The organism is Pandoraea fibrosis, from assembly GCF_000807775.2.
GTDB classification, from domain to species: Bacteria; Pseudomonadota; Gammaproteobacteria; order Burkholderiales; family Burkholderiaceae; genus Pandoraea; species Pandoraea fibrosis.
Genome location: NZ_CP047385.1, coordinates 1,702,116 through 1,720,019, shown reverse-complemented (window position 1 = coordinate 1,720,019; position 17,904 = coordinate 1,702,116). Strand labels below are relative to the sequence as shown.

At 63.0% G+C, this 17,904-nt stretch carries 15 protein-coding genes; 8 read left to right on the top strand and 7 right to left on the bottom strand.

Translation table 11 applies throughout. The features are described from left to right. The first annotated feature begins 5 nt into the window (after positions 1–5). The 6 genes from glcF (at position 6) to PI93_RS07650 (ending at position 6,532) form a co-directional block, all read left to right on the top strand. On the top strand, positions 6–1,256 hold the full coding sequence (gene glcF / locus PI93_RS07675) for a glycolate oxidase subunit GlcF (protein WP_039375568.1): 1,251 nt from the start codon (positions 6–8) through the stop codon (positions 1,254–1,256). A 185-nt stretch (positions 1,257–1,441) separates the two neighbouring features. Then, entirely contained in the window at positions 1,442–1,846 is a 405-nt protein-coding gene (locus PI93_RS07670) for a DoxX family protein (RefSeq protein WP_039375565.1), read from the top strand. A 52-nt stretch (positions 1,847–1,898) separates the two neighbouring features. Beyond that, a complete protein-coding gene (locus tag PI93_RS07665) occupies positions 1,899–2,726 on the top strand; it encodes a dioxygenase family protein (protein WP_039375564.1) in 828 nt (275 codons plus the stop codon). Positions 2,727–2,837: 111 nt separating this feature from the next. Further along, entirely contained in the window at positions 2,838–3,749 is a 912-nt protein-coding gene (locus tag PI93_RS07660; RefSeq protein ID WP_039375562.1) for a LysR family transcriptional regulator, read from the top strand. A gap of 144 nt (positions 3,750–3,893) precedes the next feature. Beyond that, positions 3,894–5,246 carry a hemolysin family protein gene (locus PI93_RS07655; RefSeq protein WP_052241127.1) on the top strand — a complete coding sequence of 451 codons (1,353 nt, stop codon included), beginning with the start codon at positions 3,894–3,896 and terminating at the stop codon, positions 5,244–5,246. A gap of 146 nt (positions 5,247–5,392) precedes the next feature. Next, on the top strand, positions 5,393–6,532 hold the full coding sequence (locus PI93_RS07650) for a helix-turn-helix transcriptional regulator (RefSeq protein WP_039375559.1): 1,140 nt from the start codon (positions 5,393–5,395) through the stop codon (positions 6,530–6,532). Positions 6,533–6,544: 12 nt separating this feature from the next. Here PI93_RS07650 and PI93_RS07645 read toward each other — a convergent pair whose 3' ends face one another. The 3 genes from PI93_RS07645 to PI93_RS07635 all read right to left on the bottom strand — a co-directional run bounded on the left by PI93_RS07645 (position 6,545) and on the right by PI93_RS07635 (position 8,632). Next, the gene (locus PI93_RS07645) at positions 6,545–7,312 is read right to left on the bottom strand and encodes a flagellar brake protein (RefSeq protein WP_039375558.1); all 768 of its coding nucleotides are present in this window, start codon (positions 7,310–7,312) and stop codon (positions 6,545–6,547) included. Positions 7,313–7,579: 267 nt separating this feature from the next. Continuing rightward, the gene (locus PI93_RS07640; RefSeq protein ID WP_039375556.1) at positions 7,580–8,218 is read right to left on the bottom strand and encodes a LysE family translocator; all 639 of its coding nucleotides are present in this window, start codon (positions 8,216–8,218) and stop codon (positions 7,580–7,582) included. 210 nt (positions 8,219–8,428) lie between these two features. Continuing rightward, complete coding sequence (locus PI93_RS07635) at positions 8,429–8,632, bottom strand: cold-shock protein (RefSeq protein ID WP_010805153.1); 204 nt, start codon at positions 8,630–8,632, stop codon at positions 8,429–8,431. Between the two features lie 452 nt (positions 8,633–9,084). Here PI93_RS07635 and PI93_RS07630 point away from each other — a divergent pair, with 452 nt between their 5' ends. After that, the gene (locus PI93_RS07630; protein ID WP_080759455.1) at positions 9,085–9,867 is read left to right on the top strand and encodes a peptidoglycan DD-metalloendopeptidase family protein; all 783 of its coding nucleotides are present in this window, start codon (positions 9,085–9,087) and stop codon (positions 9,865–9,867) included. A 150-nt stretch (positions 9,868–10,017) separates the two neighbouring features. Here the strand turns inward: PI93_RS07630 and mdoH are convergent, their stop codons facing one another. The 3 genes from mdoH to PI93_RS07615 all read right to left on the bottom strand — a co-directional run bounded on the left by mdoH (position 10,018) and on the right by PI93_RS07615 (position 15,244). Next, positions 10,018–12,375, bottom strand: a complete 2,358-nt coding sequence (gene mdoH, locus PI93_RS07625; protein WP_407945358.1) for a glucans biosynthesis glucosyltransferase MdoH — start codon at positions 12,373–12,375, stop codon at positions 10,018–10,020. A gap of 326 nt (positions 12,376–12,701) precedes the next feature. Beyond that, entirely contained in the window at positions 12,702–14,225 is a 1,524-nt protein-coding gene (locus PI93_RS07620; RefSeq protein WP_052241044.1) for a glucan biosynthesis protein G, read from the bottom strand. Positions 14,226–14,569: 344 nt separating this feature from the next. Beyond that, complete coding sequence (locus tag PI93_RS07615; protein ID WP_039374762.1) at positions 14,570–15,244, bottom strand: LysE family translocator; 675 nt, start codon at positions 15,242–15,244, stop codon at positions 14,570–14,572. 226 nt (positions 15,245–15,470) lie between these two features. Between PI93_RS07615 and PI93_RS07610 the strand changes: the two genes are divergently transcribed. After that, a complete protein-coding gene (locus PI93_RS07610) occupies positions 15,471–16,364 on the top strand; it encodes a LysR substrate-binding domain-containing protein (RefSeq protein ID WP_039374763.1) in 894 nt (297 codons plus the stop codon). Between the two features lie 37 nt (positions 16,365–16,401). Here the strand turns inward: PI93_RS07610 and PI93_RS07605 are convergent, their stop codons facing one another. Further along, positions 16,402–17,898, bottom strand: a complete 1,497-nt coding sequence (locus PI93_RS07605; protein WP_080759456.1) for an MATE family efflux transporter — start codon at positions 17,896–17,898, stop codon at positions 16,402–16,404. Positions 17,899–17,904: the final 6 nt, after the last annotated feature.

Genomic DNA, 17,904 nt, shown 5'->3' with positions numbered 1-17,904 from the left:
AGACGATGCAAACGAACCTCGCAGAATTCCTCCGTCACACGCCGGACGGCGACGAAGCCGAAGCCATTCTCCGCAAATGCGTCCATTGCGGATTTTGTACCGCGACCTGTCCGACCTATCAGTTGCTGGGCGACGAACTCGATGGGCCGCGCGGACGCATCTATCTCATCAAGCAGATGGTCGAAGGCCAGCCCGTGACGCGTGAAACGCAGCGCCATCTGGACCGTTGCCTGACTTGCCGCAGTTGCGAATCGACGTGCCCCTCGGGTGTGCAATACGGCCGCCTGGCCGACATCGGACGCCGTCATGTCGACGCCAAGGTCGGTCGCCCCGCCGGTGAACGCGCGCTGCGCTGGACGCTTGCCCGCGTCCTCCCCAATCGCTCGCTGTTCTCACCCGCCTTGCGTCTGGGCCAACAATTCCGCGGACTGCTGCCCCGCTCGCTGCGTGAGAAGGTGCCGCATCGTCAACGCTCCGGCAGTTGGCCTCAGGCCAAACACGCGCGTCGCATGCTGATGCTCGAAGGCTGCGTGCAACCGGCCATGCTGCCCAACGTCAACAAGGCCACCGCGCGCGTGCTCGATGCACTCGGCATCGAAATGGTGCGCCCTTCGGCAGCCGGTTGCTGCGGCGCCATCCGTCTTCACCTGAACTATCACGACGACGGCCTCGACGACGCCCGCCGCAACATCGACGCCTGGTGGCCCGAGATCGAAGCCGGCGCAGAAGCGATTGTGATCAACGCGTCCGGCTGTGGCGCAACGGTCAAGGAATACGGTCATCTGCTGCGTCATGACCCGCAATACGCGGGCAAGGCGCAGCGCGTCTCCGAACTCGCGCGCGATCTCTCGGAAGTGCTACTCGATAACCTCGAAGCGTTGCAGCGACGCGTGCCGAATCGCAAGACCGGCAAGGTGGCCTATCACCCGCCCTGCACGCTGCAACACGGCCAGCAACTCAAGGGCGTGGTAGAGAAAGTGCTCACAGGCGTGGGCGTGAACGTCATGCTGCCGCAGGACAGCCACATCTGCTGCGGCTCGGCCGGCACCTATTCGGTCACGCAACCGGCGCTGTCGCATCAGTTGCGCGACGCCAAATGGAAGGCACTCGACGCGCTGGAGCCGGAGCTGGTCGTCTCGGCCAACGTCGGGTGCATCTGCCATTTGCAGGCGACCGCCAAGGGCGAGCACGCCCGGGACCACGCTCCGGTGCAACACTGGGTCGAATTGCTCGACCGGATGATCGCCTCGGCCTGAGCACCGGCCCGCCGCGACGCCAGGGCACTTGCATCGTCGCCACGATTGATTGTCCCTACACACGGGACAATCAATCCCTGACGTGCTCGTTTATCTGTACGATCCCGCTCCCTAGAATCGAGGGTAAGTCAGCGATCCCGTGGATGGCTGAGCCCCCTTACCTCGATCTCTCACCGGAGCCCGTCATGATCGATACCAAAACCGCCCCTTACGCCGCACTGCTGCTGCGCGTGTCGCTGGGCATCCTCTTCCTCGCCCACCTGTCGCTCAAGGTATTCGTGTTCACCGTGCCCGGCTTCGTCGGGTTCATGGGTTCGCTTGGCCTGCCGCCGTTCGTCGCCTATGTCACGATGGCACTGGAACTCGTCGGCGGTCTGATGTTGATCACGGGCTTTTATGCCCGTTGGGCCGCGCTCCCGCTGGCGGCCCTGATGCTCGGCACCATCGTCTCGGTGCATGGCCACAACGGCTGGCTCTTCACCAACAAGGGTGGCGGCTGGGAATTCCCGGCGTTCTGGGTGGCCGGGCTGCTGGTGCTCGCCCTGCTCGGGGATGGCGCCTTCGCCATTCGCCGTGCTCGCGCGGGCTGATCCGCTCACGTACTGTCACGCCTCTTCACGTTCTTTTGCCGGAGTGATTACCATGTCTGCCCTTCCCACCCTCTTCGTCTCCCACGGCTCACCGCTGCTCGCGGTCGATCCGGGCCGCACGGGCCCGTTGTTGACGGCGCTGGGGCGTGCGGTGCCGCGTCCGCGCGAGATTCTCGTGATCTCGCCGCATTGGTCGACGCCGACACCGCGCGTGGGCAGTCTGGCGCAACAGCGCACGATCCATGATTTCGGTGGCTTCCCGCGCGAGCTTTACACACTGGAATACCCGGCACCCGGCGCCCCCGCACTGGCCGAACGCACCGTACAGCGGCTGCGCGATGCGGGCCTGCCTGCCGCGACCGACGACCAATGGGGTCTCGACCACGGTGCGTGGGTGCCGCTGCGCTATCTGTATCCCGACGCGGATGTGCCCGTCACGCAGTTGTCGCTGCAACGACACATGCGCCCGGAGTACCACTACCGGATCGGTCAGCAACTCGCGCCGCTCGCGCAGGAAGGTGTGCTGATCCTGGCCTCGGGCAGCTTCACGCACAATCTTCACGAAGTATTCCGCGCGCCGTCCGAAGATCGTGCGGAAGCGCCCTATCTGGCCGAGTTCGTCGCATGGTTCACTGAGCATCTCGCCACCATGGATCTGGACGCCCTGTTCGACTACCGTGCCCGCGCACCGCATGCCGAGCGCGCGCATCCGACCGACGAGCATCTGCTGCCGCTCTACATCGCGCTGGGCGCGGCCGATAGCGCCGCCAGTCAGACGCACTTCGACACCGGCGCCACCTACGGCGCCCTGCGCATGGATGCCTTTGCATTCGGCAGCGCCGCTCCAACGCTCGCTGAGGTGAAGGCGCTGGCACAATAACGGCATTGGCATCCGATGGCCTGGCCGCGGACGGCGGCACCTCCCCTCGCCCGCGACCGCTCGGCCTGACAACGGATCGACATACGTATCTTTGAGGAGTCCCGCCCCGGCATGAACAAACTTCGCGAGATCGAATGCTTCATCGCCGTCGTCGAATCGGGCAGCTTCGTGAAGGCCGCAGCAGTGCTGGGTATCTCGAAGACAGCCATCTCGCGCTATGTCGCCGATCTCGAGGCGCGTCTGGGCACACGTCTGCTCCAGCGCACCACGCGACGCCTGTCGCTCACCGAACCGGGACAACGATATGTCGAGCGCTGCCGTCAGATCCTCGCGGAACTCGACGAGGCCGACGCCATGGCCGGCGAACACGACGGCCAGCCGGCCGGCCCGCTGCGCATCAACGCCCCGCACACGTTCGGCGTCCTCCATCTCGCGCCGCTGTGGCCGACGTTCCTCTCTCAGCACCCGCAGGTATCGCTCGACATCACACTGAGCGATCGCCTCGTGGATATCGTCGAGGAAGGCTACGATCTCGCGATCCGCATCACGCGCCTGCCCGATTCGTCGCTCGTGCATCGCCGGCTGGCCGGCACCCGGCTCGTGCTGTGCGCTTCGCCCGGCTACCTCGCGCAACACGGCACGCCGAAACACCCCAGCGAGCTCGCGCATCACGAGACGGTGGGCTACAGCTATTTCTCGCATCGGCGGGAATGGCGTTTCGACGGCCCCGACGGCCCGGTTTCCGTGCGCACCCACGCACGGCTCATCGCGGATAACGGCGACACCTGCCTCGCTGCGGGCGTCGCCGGCGCGGGTATCCTGCTGCAACCGGCATTCCTCGTGCAGGACGCGCTGCGCAGCGGCCAACTCGTCGAATTCCTGCCCGAGTACACACAGGCCGAAACCGGTATCTACGTGGTCTATCCCTCGCGCAAATATCTGAGCGCCAAGGTTCGCGCCCTGATCGATTTCCTGGTCGAAGCCTTCGCGATGCCCGGCTGGCGGGCGATCGACCGACACTGACGAGCGCAGACTTGCCTGCATCCGCCGCGAAATCCCCGCGATTCACCGGCAACTGGCTGGCAAAACACCGGAACGTCACGGTTATTTATGACCTTGGGCAAATGTCACTTATACTGACGGGCCTGTTGTCCCATTTCATATATTTTGGAAAATCTTTTACTGATCGTCGCTGCGATCCTGCTGGTGTTTCTCAACGGCTTCTTCGTGGCGGCGGAATTCGGCCTCGTCAAACTGCGCCAGACGCGCGTTCAAGTGATTGCCCGCCAACGCGGTTGGCGCGGCCGTATCCTGGCCAAGGTGCATGGCCAACTCGATACCTACCTCTCGGCTTGCCAACTCGGCATCACCCTCGCCTCGCTCGGTCTGGGCTGGATCGGTGAACCCGCATTCGCGCGCATTCTCACGCCGCTGTTCGCCGCGTTGGGTGTCAGCTCGGCCGAGCTGATTCACGCGCTGGCCTTTTTCATCGCGTTCTTCACGATTTCGTATCTGCACATCGTCGTGGGCGAACTCGCCCCGAAGTCGATGGCGCTACGCGTGCCGGAAGCCGTCTCCATCTGGACGGCAGCACCGCTCTACGCCTTCTACTGGCTGATGTACCCGGCGATCTGGGTGCTCAACCACAGCGCCAACCGCCTGTTGCGCTGGACCGGTCTCGACCCGTCGCACGGCGCCGACGCGCATTACTCCGCCGATGAAATCAAGCTGATCATGCGCCGTGGCGCGTCGAGCGAAAAACTCTCGCGCGACGACTGGAACGTGGTGGCCTATGCCATCGACTTCAGCGACCTGACCGTATCCGATCTGATGCACCCGATGAGCGAAGTGGCTGCGTTCCGCCGCAATGCGACCTTCGAGCAGAACATGGACACGGCCTACCGCCACCGCTACAGCCGCTATCCGTTCTTCGATAACGATGGCGAGACCGTACTTGGGGTGGTTCACCTGAAGGATCTGTTCCTCGCCGAGCATCACGGCCAGTCCATCAAGGATCTCGGCAGCATGGCGCGCCCGGTCGAGCGAGTGCGCCCCGACATGCCCGCGCGCGAGCTGTTCGGCCGTTTCCGCCGAGGCGCGCCGCACTTTGCCATTGTGGGATGGCCGGACCAGAAGCCCATCGGCTTCCTGACGCTGGACAATCTGCTCTCTGCGCTGGTCGGCAAGATCCGCGACGAATTCCGTCAGACGGAAGACGACTGGACCCGCATGGAAGACGGCACCCTCATCGGGCGCGGCAGCTTGCCGATCCTGACGCTGGAACGCTCGCTAGGCATCGAGATCCCGAGCGAGCGCGCGGAATCGGTGGGCGGTCTCATCATGGATACGTTGGCCTATCTGCCCCACGAAGGCCAGAAGATCGACTTCGACGGCTTCTCCGTGGTCGTCAAGAAGATGCAAGGCCCCCGGATCGTGCTCGTGCGTATCTACCCGGATGGCGTGCGCGAAGCCCGTGGCGAGCCGCCAGACCATGTGGCGGTGCAGCAACGCGACGAGTAAGACCGGATTGATCCCCATGATGTCGCTTGCCAGAATACGCGCTATGCGCACCACGCCCCTCAGAGGCGAAAGCGCGAAGGGTTGAAGCGGGCAAGCGGGCACAAGGCAACACATGAAGGTTCGTCGGAACAGAGCCAGGGGAGGCGATGGTGGACGACACGGGGAAGTTGTCTCTCGACGCGCTGATCAGCACTTGCTACGACGGCGTGCTCGATGAAGCGCGTTGGGATCAGGCATTGCGCGATTTCAATCAGTGGGCCGGTGGCATGGGGTTCCATTCGGTGACATGGGATCGCGCGCGTCACTGCGCCACGCGCGACTCTCACTCTCTGGAAGCCTCGCCCGATCTCATTCGCGAGTTTGTCGAAAAGCTCGCGCCCACCGATCCCCGCGTGTCTCTGATGCTGCGCCAGCCGGTCGGGCACGCCATGCGATGCCATCATCATCTGAGCGATCGCTACGTGGCGCGCAGCGAGCTGTACAACGACTTCCTGATTCCCAACGGCGTGCGCTACACCTACGGCTTGCATCTCGACGGCGCCGATGGCACCAGCGAGTTGCTGGCGATCCTGCGTGCTCCCGACCATTCTCCCTTTGAAGACGCCGACACCACGCCCGAGCTCGAGATCATCACCCGGCATATCGCCCGGGCGGCGCGTCTGCGGGCCGGTACGCGTCACCTGCAGGCGCAGGCGGCCATGGGCATGGCGGTGCTCGATCAGTTGGAGATGGCCATCGTCATCACCGACGAGACGAGCCACGCACATTACCTGAATGTGGCGGCCCATCAGCAGCTTGGTGCGACACGCAATGTCAGCATTCGCAGCGGGAAATTCACGGCACTGTTGCCCAGCGACGACCAGGCGGTGCGCCGGTTGATTGCGAACGCGACGGCGCCGATGCCAGTGGCCGGCACCCATCGCCTGCATGGCGACAAACAGCATTGGGTGATCACGGCGCTGCCGCTGCGCGAATCGCATGCCTGCGCTGCGCCCTGGCAGCGCCCGATGGTCATGCTCACCATTGGTGAGCTGGACCGGCGCGTGACGCTTGGGCCTTATACGCTGAAGGTGTTGTTCGGCCTGTCGCCCGCAGAGGCACGTCTTGCTCAGGCGCTGGCCGAAGGCCGCGAACTGACGCAGTACGCACAAGACGCCAACGTGGCGATCAACACGGCGCGCACCCAGTTGCGGCATATCTTCGACAAGACGGGATGCCGGCGTCAGGCCGACCTCACCCGCTTGCTGCACGCCATTCCGGCATTGAAGATTCACGCGCCGGGTTGACGCGCCAAACGCTCAACCGCGCGCGAATGCCTTGCGATTGAGTTCGAGTTGCGTGATGAGCTTTTGCAGACGCGACTCGGCGGTGCGCGAGAGCGCGATAAAGCGGCAGCCGATGTGATACTCGACGTCCTTCGCGAGCGGCACGCTACGAATGGCGCACACTTCCAGATCGACCTGAACCGTGCCGTAATCGCGCAATTCGATCTCGACGTGCATGAGCATCGAGCCCTTCGGGATCTCGGTGGCCAGATCGGACTTCGTGCGCAAGCCCACACCGCCCAATGAAAGATCGAATACGGACAGACGCATCGGCGTGTCGTCCGGGAATTTGACCGTGCACTGGTAGGGATCGAGGATCGGCGTCTTCACGCGGAAGTAGTCGCGGCGCTGCAAGCGCACGAGCGTTTCCGGATACGACGAATAGAACGCGGGATAGCCTTCGTACTCGCGCTCTTCCACGTCGCCGATGGGGAAGTGCACCTGAATGCCTTCCGGCACGCCGACGAACAGCGCGCGCTTGTTGGCGAGCAGAGCCCGATTTTCGGTCTCGATGCCGCCCCAGTCGAAATAGAAGCCGCGGGCTTGCGGCTCGACCTTGAGCAGACGCGTGACGAGCTGACGCTGGCCGTTGGCGAAGTACACCGTCATGAAGTCACCACGCGTTGCCAGATGACGCAGCACGCCGCCGATCTCCAGCGGATTGGTGATGCGGTACGAGTCATGTAGTTGAGACTCTTCGTCCGTGGGCGCCGGTGTCACCTGCGGTTCTGTCGTTTCCATACCTGATCTTCTATTTGTCCCCGTGACGGCCACGCGAGTCCACGCAAGCCGTACGCATTAAAGCCTTTGCGACCCATGACACCTTGCAGCCTCACAGCGCGAGGCGTACCCCCAGGTACTCACTCGCCGTTTCATGCATCTGGTCATGAACGTTAACGGTCGCCGGCCGTAAATATTGAGTGCTCCGGCGCACGAACCTACTGCTCCCCGTGCCGTGCGCCACACCCCTGGGCGCGCTCGCGCGCCCTTGCTGCCGATGTCGCCGGATCAGCGATGCACCGCTGCCATCAACGCACCGAAGCCCATGAACACGCCGCCGCTAATGCGGTTGAATGCCTTGAGCACGCGCGCTTCGCGCAAGTACGGCGCAATGCGCAGTCCGCCCGTGGCGTAGACCATGTACCAGCTCATCTCGACCACGGCGAAGGTGCCGAGCAGAATCGAGAATTGCGGCAGCTTGGCGACCGTCGGGTCGATGAACTGCGGCAGGAACGCCGCGGCGAACAGAATGGCCTTCGGATTGCTTGCTGCCACCAGAAAGCCCGCCTTGAACAGCTTGCCGAAGCTCGAGTCAGCCACCTGTGCAGGCACGCCGAGATTGGCAGCCGCTTCCTTGGTGTCCACCGGCGAGCGCCAGCTCTTGTAACCGAGATAAATGAGATAGGCCGCGCCGAGGTAGCGCAGCGTGTCGAACAGCATCGGCCATGCCTTGAGCACCGCTCCCAGGCCAGCCGCCGAAATCGACATCATCGCGATGAGTGCGGTCATGCAGCCGGCCATCGTCCCCAACGACGGGCGCAAGCCATGACGCGCGCCATGCGTCATGACGAGCAACATGTTCGGTCCCGGTGTCGCCGAGACGAAAAAAACGGTGACTACGTATAGCCACCACGTTTGCAGGCTCATGATTGCCCCGGAAAAATGCTTACGCGAATTCGATCAGGCATTGTAGCGTCGAACCGTGACGGTGACACCGTTCGCGTGCACGTCTTATGCGAAACGAAAAGGCATCGGAAAACAAACAGGCCCGATGACTTTCGTCATCGGGCCTGTTGGTCGCGGGACGCTGCCTCGCCCTAAGGCTGATGCAGCATCACGTGAAAGCGATGAAGCCGCTTAGATCGGCTTGATGTTCGCAGCTTGCTTGCCCTTCGGGCCAGTCTTCACTTCGAACGACACGCGTTGGTTCTCTTGCAGCGACTTGAAGCCGTCAACCTTCACTTCCGAGAAGTGAGCGAACAGGTCTTCACCGCCGGCGTCCGGGGTGATGAAGCCGAAGCCCTTTGCGTCGTTGAACCACTTAACAATACCGGTTTCCATGTTTTTTCCTAATAAAACAATAGCCTAGGGTCGGAATGACCCCTCCAGCGCTGACAATCAAGGGAAAATGAAGGACTAGAAACCAGCGAGAAGCAGGAAAACTACGTCTGACAACAACTTCGCGGCTTGACAATCTGCAGTTGGTTTTATACGTGTAGCGCCGACGCTTGTCAACAGGGTAAATACCGCAAATTAAGTAACAATTTCCGCAAATAGCGGGGAATTTGGGCACTCTTCAGGTGTCCGACCGGGTGCCGCTGCCCGTACAATGGGCGTTTTGTCCCGTGCCCATGCCGTTGTCGCGCGTCTTACCCGTGTTTTGTGCTGTCTGAAACCGCTTTCCTGTGGTTTTCCCCTATTCGACGCGCATTGCCTGACGCATTGCCTAACCGGCACTTTCAGCGACCGCCATTGGGCCTCTAACTTGCCAACGGATGGAGCCTACCCGTCTCATGCGCCCTTCGAGGCCGCAATCTGAAGTGAATCAGTCAAGCCAACCGCATTGGCTCGCCCGTTTGCGCACGCATGCGCTGAGTCTGGCCGTTTGCGCCACGCTCGCCGCCTGCGCCGGGTCGCCCACCTATGGTCCGGTACCTGCGGGCAGCTATCGCGTGCAATCCGGCGACACGCTCTACGGCATTGCGCGCAGCAATAGCACCAGCACAGCCAACCTGGTGCGGTGGAATGGCCTGACCGATCCCGACAAGATCGAGGTCGGTCAGGTGCTGCGTGTCGTGCCGCCCGCCGGCGCGTCCAGCGCCCCCGCTGCGGCTGCGTCGTCGGGGGGTGCCGCCCGGCCGAGCACACAAGCCAAACCGGCCCCCAAGGCCACGCCCGCGCCGGTGGCGCCGCGCACGGCGACCAACCGGATTCCGATGGTCTGGCCCGCAGACGGCCCCGTGCTGGCGAATTACAACGGCAGCAGCAACAAGGGGGTCGATATCGGCGGCAAGGCGGGCGATCCGATCTATGCCGCCGCCGCGGGCAAGGTCGTCTACGCCGGAAATGGCTTGCGCGGTTACGGCAACCTTGTGATGGTGCAGCACGAAAACGGCTATCTCACGGCCTACGCCCACAATCGCGCCATTCTCGTGAAGGAAGGCGCCTCGGTCAGCAAGGGTCAGAAGATTGCCGAGATGGGCGACACCGACTCGCAAGGGACCGTGAAGCTGCACTTCGAAGTGCGTCAAAAGGGCACGCCGTTCAATCCGCGCGACTTCCTGCCGTCTCGCTGATCGGCTCGCCCCGGCATCACCTTCACGGACGAACGCCGCAAACAACAACGGCAAGGCACGATGCCTTGCCGTTTTTCATTGCGCGAGCCCGCAAGCCATGGGCGTACCGAAGTCGCTTACCGGGGGCCTCCCCCCGAAGCCCGTGCCCGGTCAGGCCGACGCGAGAAAGCCTTGCGACAGTCCGTTGGCGCGCGCATCGCGCCAATCGCGATGGGCACGCGGGTCGGTCCACACGAGCAAATGCAGTGCGGCGAGGGCTCGCGGATCGTTGAGCAACTCCCACTTCTGCGTGTTCGTGAGCTTGGCCGGCCCCTTGAGCAGCGCAGTCTCGACACGGCCGGCACGCACGGCGTCGCGCTTCGCATCGTCGAGGGTGGGCACCACACTCGCCGCCATCAGCGCATTGGCCATCGGATCGATCACCGCGTCGACAAAGTCGATACGCTTGGCCGCTTCGTCGGTGTACTTCTCCGTCATGCGCAGCTCTTTCGGCGGCCACGACTCTTCCGGAATCAGGAACAGACGGGCACGCTTGAGGCCGCGTCCGAGCGACACGCGGCTGGAGAACACGGAGACGGGAATCGAAATCATCATCGAGCCGACGATCGGCATCAGCCACCAGATGAAATCCGGGTTGAGCCAATAGACGACACCGCCCCACCCTAACCCGATCAACGTTTGCAAACCGTGACGGCGAATCGCTTCGCCCCAGTGCGTCTCGGCGTCTTCACGCGGCGGCGACTTCCATTGAATGGCAATTCCCGTCAGCGCGGCGAGCACGAACTGCGTGTGAAACAGCATCCGCACGGGTGCGAGCACAGCGGAGAACACCATCTCGATGAACATGCTCACCGTGACCGCGAACGCGCCGCCGAAACGCTTGGCGCCCTTCACCCAGATCAGCAGCACCGCAAGGATCTTCGGCAGGAAGAGGAGTGTCGCCGTTGCCGAGAACAGCGCCAGCGCTCGCTCAGGGTGCCATTCGGGCCAGACCGGGAATAGCTGACGCGGCGTGGTGAAGTACTCGGGCACGACCAGCGTGTGCTTGGCGAGCAGGCACGTCGAGAGGATCAGGAAGATGAACCATAGCGGTGCGGAGACATAGGCCATCGCGCCCGTGACGAACACTGCCCGATGCACCGGATGCATGCCTTCGGCCAGGAACAGGCGGAAGTTCATCAGGTTGCCCTGGCACCAGCGTCGGTCGCGCTTGAGTTCGTCGAGCAGGTTCGGCGGCATTTCTTCGTAGCTGCCCGGCAGGTCGTAGGCAATCCAGACGCCCCATCCTGCACGCCGCATGAGCGCCGCCTCGACGAAGTCGTGCGAGAGAATCGCGCCGGACATCACGCCCTTGCCCGGCAACGGGGCGAGCGCGCAATGTTCCATGAAGGGCTTCAGACGAATGATCGCGTTGTGGCCCCAGTAATGCGATTCGCCCAACTGCCAGTAGTGCAGGCCCGCGGTGAACAACGGGCCATACACACGACCGGCGAATTGTTGCAGGCGGGCATAGAACGTTTCGCGACCGGCCGCGAGCGGTGCAGTCTGAATCAATCCGGCGCTCGGATGCGCTTCCATCATGCGCACGAGTTTCGTCAGACACTCACCGCTCATCACGCTGTCCGCGTCGAGCACGATCATGTAGCGATAATCGCTCCCCCAGCGGCGGCAGAAGTCGTCGAGATTGCCGCTCTTGCGCTTCACGCGACGCTGGCGCCGACGGTAGAAGATGCGGCCGAAGCCACCGACCTCGCGGCACAACGCCTGCCATGCGTCGACTTCGGCCGTGCAGTTATCGGCCTCGTTCGAATCGGACAGGATGAAGAAGTCGAAGCGCTCGAGCGAATCGGTCTTCGCCAGCGACTCATAGGTCGCGCGCAATCCGGCGAACACGCGGCCGACGTCTTCGTTGCAGATCGGCATGACGATGGCGGTTCGTGCGTCGGGCTCGATGGGGGCATCGCCCGCCGCCATCTTCGAGATCATGTGGCGCTCGCCACCGAACAGCAGAACGAAGAAGCCGAAGATCGCCGTCCAGAATCCGGCGGAGACCCAGCCGAAGAGCAGCACGAACAGCACCAGCACGGAGAATTCGAGCGGATCGGCACCGTGATACGGCAGCACGGAGGCCATGAAGTGCGTGGCCAGCGCCGTCTGCGCAATCATCAGCGTGAGCAGCATCCAGCGACGGCGGCGACCGGCCTGCGACCACTTGCCCTTGGGATCGGGCGCGTCGCGCACGAGCGGGTCGGGGTCTTTGCGGCCGATCAGCTTGCGCCACAACCGCGTGAGCGGATTGAGGGACCAGGCACGCGGAATCAGCGATGCGCGGCGCACCGGCGGTGCGATGCGCAATGTCTGCACGCCGCGGACTTCCTTCAATCCGGCAGCCGCCGCCAGCGATCCGCCCTCGGTGATCGCGAGACGCACCGGTTGCGAGGCGAGCACAGCGTCGCTGTCGGATTCGATCTCGGCGATATCGTGCGGATGCCACACGGTGGCCGTCACGGCGGAGGACGCGGTTGAAGCGTAGCTTGGCGCGGTCACATCGCCGGCATCCGCCAACGTACCGGAAGCCTCTGCGGTATCAGAGGTATCGGAGGTATCGGAGGTATCGACCCCGCCAGACGTATTGGACGTATCGTCCGTCGACGGCAACGCGTCGCCCGTGCCGTTCGTGACACGCGTGGCGAGCAGTCGCTGCAAGCGGGTGAGAACGTCGAGCGAATCGCCGCCGTCGCGCTGCGCTTGTGCAAGCAGCGCGCGACGTTTCTCGGCGGGCAGGGGCAACCGGTCGACGTAAAGCTCGTCGACCGGAATGTCGGAGCGGTCGCTCACTCGGGGGGTAACAGGTAGCTCCACGTTTCGGATAGGGTGTTACTGCCGTTGCGCAGGTAAGCGCGCATTTCGACGGGTTTCTCGGAATCGAGGCGGCGCATGCGGAGCATGACGCGATAGCCTCCCGTGACGTCATTGCGCTGTGTCTGCACTTCCAGGATCTTGCCATTGCCGTCGATGGACACGTTCCCTTCGACCTTGGCGTCGTCCGGCAGTTTCTTGAGCGCCGGGCCTTCGAAGTCGAGCGCAAACAGCAGACTGTCGTCTGGTTTTCCCCGGTAGCCGTGCCCACGCCGGCTTTGCGACACCCACGCCATCGGCGGGCGCTTGTCGTTATCTTTTTGCCACGACAGCCGGTATTCGAGCGAATACGGTTGTTTGGGCTTGGGTGGCGCGTCGGGCACCCAATACGCGACGATATTATCGTTGGTCTCGTCGGGCGTCGGGATTTGCACCAACTCCACTCGGCCCTGCCCCCACTTGCCCTTAGGCTCGACCCAGGCGCTCGGGCGCAGTTCGTAGTGATCTTCGAGATCCTGATAGTTGCTGAAGTCCCGGTCGCGTTGCACCAGTCCGAAGCCGGCCGGATTGGACAACGAGAACGACGACACGAGCAAACGCTTGGGATTGACGAGCGGACGCCAGATCCATTCGCCGGTGCCCGACTGGATCGAGAGACCGTCGGAGTCGTGCACTTCCGGACGATAGTCGGCCACGGCTGCCGGCTGGTTCTCGCCGAAGAAGAACATGCTGGTGAGCGGTGCAATGCCCAGCTTGGTCACGTTCTCGCGCAGGAACAATTCGGCCTTCACATCGACGGTGGTGTCCACGCCGGGACGCAAGGTGAAGCGATACGCACCGGTGGCGCGCGGCGAATCGAGCAACGCGTAGATCGTCAGCTCTTTGGCGCCGGGGGCCGGACGTTGAATCCAGAATTCGGTGAAGCGCGGAAACTCTTCGCCGGAATTGAGCGCGGTGTCGAGCGCCAGCCCGCGCGCAGACAGACCGTATGTCTGGTTCTTGCCCAGCGCGCGGAAGTAGCTCGCGCCGAGGAACACCATCACTTCGTCTTTGTACTTGGGCGTGTTGACCGAGAAGTGGACGCGGAATCCCGCGAAGCCCAGACCGCGCAGTTGCTTCGGATCGACTTTGAGCGCGCCGAAATCGAACATGTCGGGGCTATAGCGCAACTCGCGCACGGTGTTGCCCGAGAGTTCGTTGATCTTGACCGGGCGGTCGTAGTACGAACCTTCGTGGAAGAACATCAGCTCGAACGGCAGCTTCTGCGCACGCCACAAGGCCTTCTCGGGCTTGAAGCGAATATTGCGATAGCGGTCGTAACTGAGGCTCTGCAGCTCTTTGGGCAGATTCGGGTCTTTCGGCTTGTAGCGGCTGTTCGCAAGTGTGCGCGCCTGTTTGGCGACATCATCGAACGAGAAAGCATGCGCGGTGCCGCTGACGAGCGCGCAAAGACTCAGCACACTGGCGAGCGCCAGGCGCACAGCACGGTGGGAAATCATGCGGGGAACCGCGTTGGGCAGGAATTCCATCGGCAGTGGGGATAGCGTGTAACGCGCGTACTGACCGCAGTCAGCGTGCGCCGAACGCGCAATTTTACCCGTTCATTCACCGATTGACTAAAGATGCATCGGCAAAACCTTCGAAGCGGGCACTCACATTACCCCAATCGTCCGCTGGGACGCCGCTCCCCGGGAGTCATAAATTTGTGACTATTTGTGACCAATGGGCAAAATGGAAAGGTTTCACTCCCTTTTCAGCCCGGTTCGGGTCATCCTCAAGTCATTTTCACGCCATTTTTGCGCCATTCGGAGGTGGATTCTTCTTCTCTTGTCCGACGAAGCGCTTATCGGTTCGCCAACGCCAACAATCCGCCAAGCGTGATAAGCGCCCCACCGATGGTGCGTCGAACAATATGCTGTCGTCGTACCATCGCCGCGCGCATCCAGCCCGCCGAGAATCCCAGCGCGACAAGACTGAACCACACCCAGTGCGCAAACGACATGAACGCGCCATACGCCAGCCCAAGCGCCCATCCCGTCCCCGGATGAATAATCTGCGTGAACGTGCTCACCACGAATAACGTGGTCTTCGGATTCAAGGCGTTAGTGAAGAAGCCCGTTCGGAAGGCACTCACCGCTTCCTGCCACGGGGCGCGCTCGGATGCGTTCGGCTCACGCCTGTCCGACATGGCCCCGCCCGCCACCGCATCCACGCGCTCCGCCATCACATCGGCCACCGGCGAACGATCCGTCCATGTCCGCCAACCGATGTACATCAAGTACGCCGCGCCTATCCACTTGATCAACGTGAAGAGCCACGGCACTTGCGTGATCAATAACCCCACACCCACCAGCGTGTACAGAACGTGAACCTGCACCCCCGCCGCAATCCCCACCGCCGACCATAATCCCGCCCGCCGACCATGCCGCCAACTCGCTCTCGTCACCATCGCGAAATCTGCGCCCGGGCTGATCACCGCCAATATCGTGATCGTCATTACTGCGAGTAACTCTTGCATGACTTTTGCTCACCTTATTTTCCGATTACCGCCCCGACGGACCGGGGCCCTGTTCCGCCACTCAGACATAGACCCAACTCGCGGCAGAACAGGGCCCCGATCCGTCTCATTTGGCTATTCGGGCACTGTCTTGCTTATTGCGCCCCCGTTTTTTGCTATTTTCCGGGGATTTTTTTGTCCTTAAAAACGATCTTTGTGCACGGTGATTCGTGATAATTTCTCACCCATGAATCGATCGCTGCCACTCAACGCCCTCCACGTCTTCGACGTCGCCGCCAACGAACTCAGCTTCGCCCGCGCCGCCGACCGCCTGTTCGTGACCCACGGGGCCGTCAGTCGCCAGATTCGTACCCTCGAAGACGCCCTCGGCCTGCCGCTTTTCGAACGCCGGAATCGCGCCGTCTTCCTCACCCCCGCCGGTGAACGCCTCCACGCCACCACCCGGCAAATGTTCGAACAGCTCGCCTCGACCGTCGCCAACCTTCGCCCCGCGTCCCCCTCGCGCACGCTCGTCGTCTCCTGCGAACCCACCCTCGCCATGCGCTGGCTCATTCCCCGCCTCGGCGCCTTCGGCCAGTCTCACCCCGACATCGCCCTTCATCTCCACTCGGCTGGCGGCCCCCTCGATCTGGCCTCCGCCGGCGTCGACGTTGCTATCCGTCGCAATGATTTTTTCTGGGGACATACGCTGGTCGCCGAAACACTGGCCGAGGAATGGATCGGCCCCGTCGGACTGGCCTCCGCCTTCGATTTGCCCCACCCCACGCAACTCCATACCCGGACACGCCCAGGGGCATGGCAGGACTGGCAACGCGCCGCCCGACAGCCAGCCGCCAACGCAAGCGCGCCGACAACACCACCGTTCGAACACTTTTATTTGAGCTTGCAGGCTGCAGGCGCCGGGCTGGGAACCGCCATCGGCTCTGTGTATATGGTGAGCGACGAACTCAACGCCGGACGCCTCGTCGCCCCCCACGGCTTTGTCCGCGACGGGTCCGCTTATGTCGCGCTCGCGCGAGAACCGTTCGACACGAACCCGGCATGCGCGGCACTCTTGCAATGGCTGCGCACCGCACTCGCGGAATCGGCAGCGACATGGATTTCACACGACACGCGTTGAGGCCGGCTGACAGCCCCCCGTCCCCCCCACCTGCCGCTCAAGGGCGGCGGTCGTCCGGCGCGCGCTCAGGCTGCGTAGCAGGTGTCGCCGCCGGCGGCGATAGCGGCGCCGGTGGCGGTCCGGCGGCCGCATTCACACCGTCGCCCAATGGGGCGATAACCGGTGGGCCACCCTTGGGCAGCATACGAACACCCCGCCAACGCCCCCAACGGTAGTACGCGAGCGCCATGACCAGCGACACGGCAAAGCCGAGCGGGAAGCTCCACCAGATCGCCTCCGCCCCCCACGACTTCTGCATCTGCCACGCGAACGGCAACCGGATCACCCACTGCGAGACGAACAGGATGACGAGCGGCGCCGTCACAGCGCCCGTCGCTCTCACCACCCCGAAAAGGACGATGGTCACCCCGAACAGCACAAACGACCATGCCACCACGGCATTGATGTGCTTGGCCACGGAGATCGCGTAGCCATCGTCAGGCAGGAAGGCGTTCATGAACTGACGGTTGAAAAGCAGGATGGCCACGACCAACGTCCCCGTCATGACGAAGTTCAGTCCGACGCCCACGCGCCCAATGCGCGAGACGCGATCCCATAATCCCGCCCCCACGTTCTGCGCCACCATCGACGACACCCCCGCCCCAATGGCGAGCGCCGGCATCTGAACGTATGTCCACAGTTGCGAGGCCACCCCGTAAGCCGCCGTGGTTTGCGAGCCATACCCGTTGACGAATCCCATCATCACCATGGCCGACGACGAGATCACCACCATCTGCAACCCCATCGGCAACCCCTTGACGACGATCAGTCGCAACAGACCCGGATCGATGCGCAGGTACTTCCAGTCCTTGCGCGACAGCCACAAGGGATCGCGGCGACGGTATAGCGTGTACATGAGTGCGGCCAGACTGATCGTCTGCGCAATGAGCGTTGCGCCCGCCGAGCCCGCAATGCCGAACGGGGGCACGGGTCCCCAGCCGAAAATCAGCAGCGGATTGAGGGCCACGTCCAGCCCCGCCGAGAGCAGCATGAAACGGAACGGTGTTCGTGCGTCTCCCGCACCACGCAGCGCCATCATCACGAAGTTGTAGAAGTACATCACCGGCAAGGCGACGAAGATGATGCGCAGATACGCAACGGCGAACGCGCGCGCATCGCTCGGCGTGCCCAGCGCACTCAGCAGTTCTGGCGTGAAGATGTAGCCGAAGACAGCCACAGCGGTCGACATCAACACGAAAAATGTCGCGCTCGTGCCCACGATCCGCTGCGTGAGCACGTGATTCTTCGCCCCGATGGACTGGCCGATCAGAATGGTGTTCGCCATGCTGATGCCGAACACCACCCCCAGCAGGAAGAACAGCAGAATGTTGGCGTTCGACGCCGCCGTCAACGCCGACTCGCCAAGGTAGTGCCCGATCCACATGGCATTGATCGAGGCGTTGAGCGATTGGAGCACGTTGCTGCCAAGTACCGGCAACGAGAACCAGAACAAGGTCTTGCCGATGGGGCCGCGTGTGAGGTCCTGTTCGGCCATGGTCGC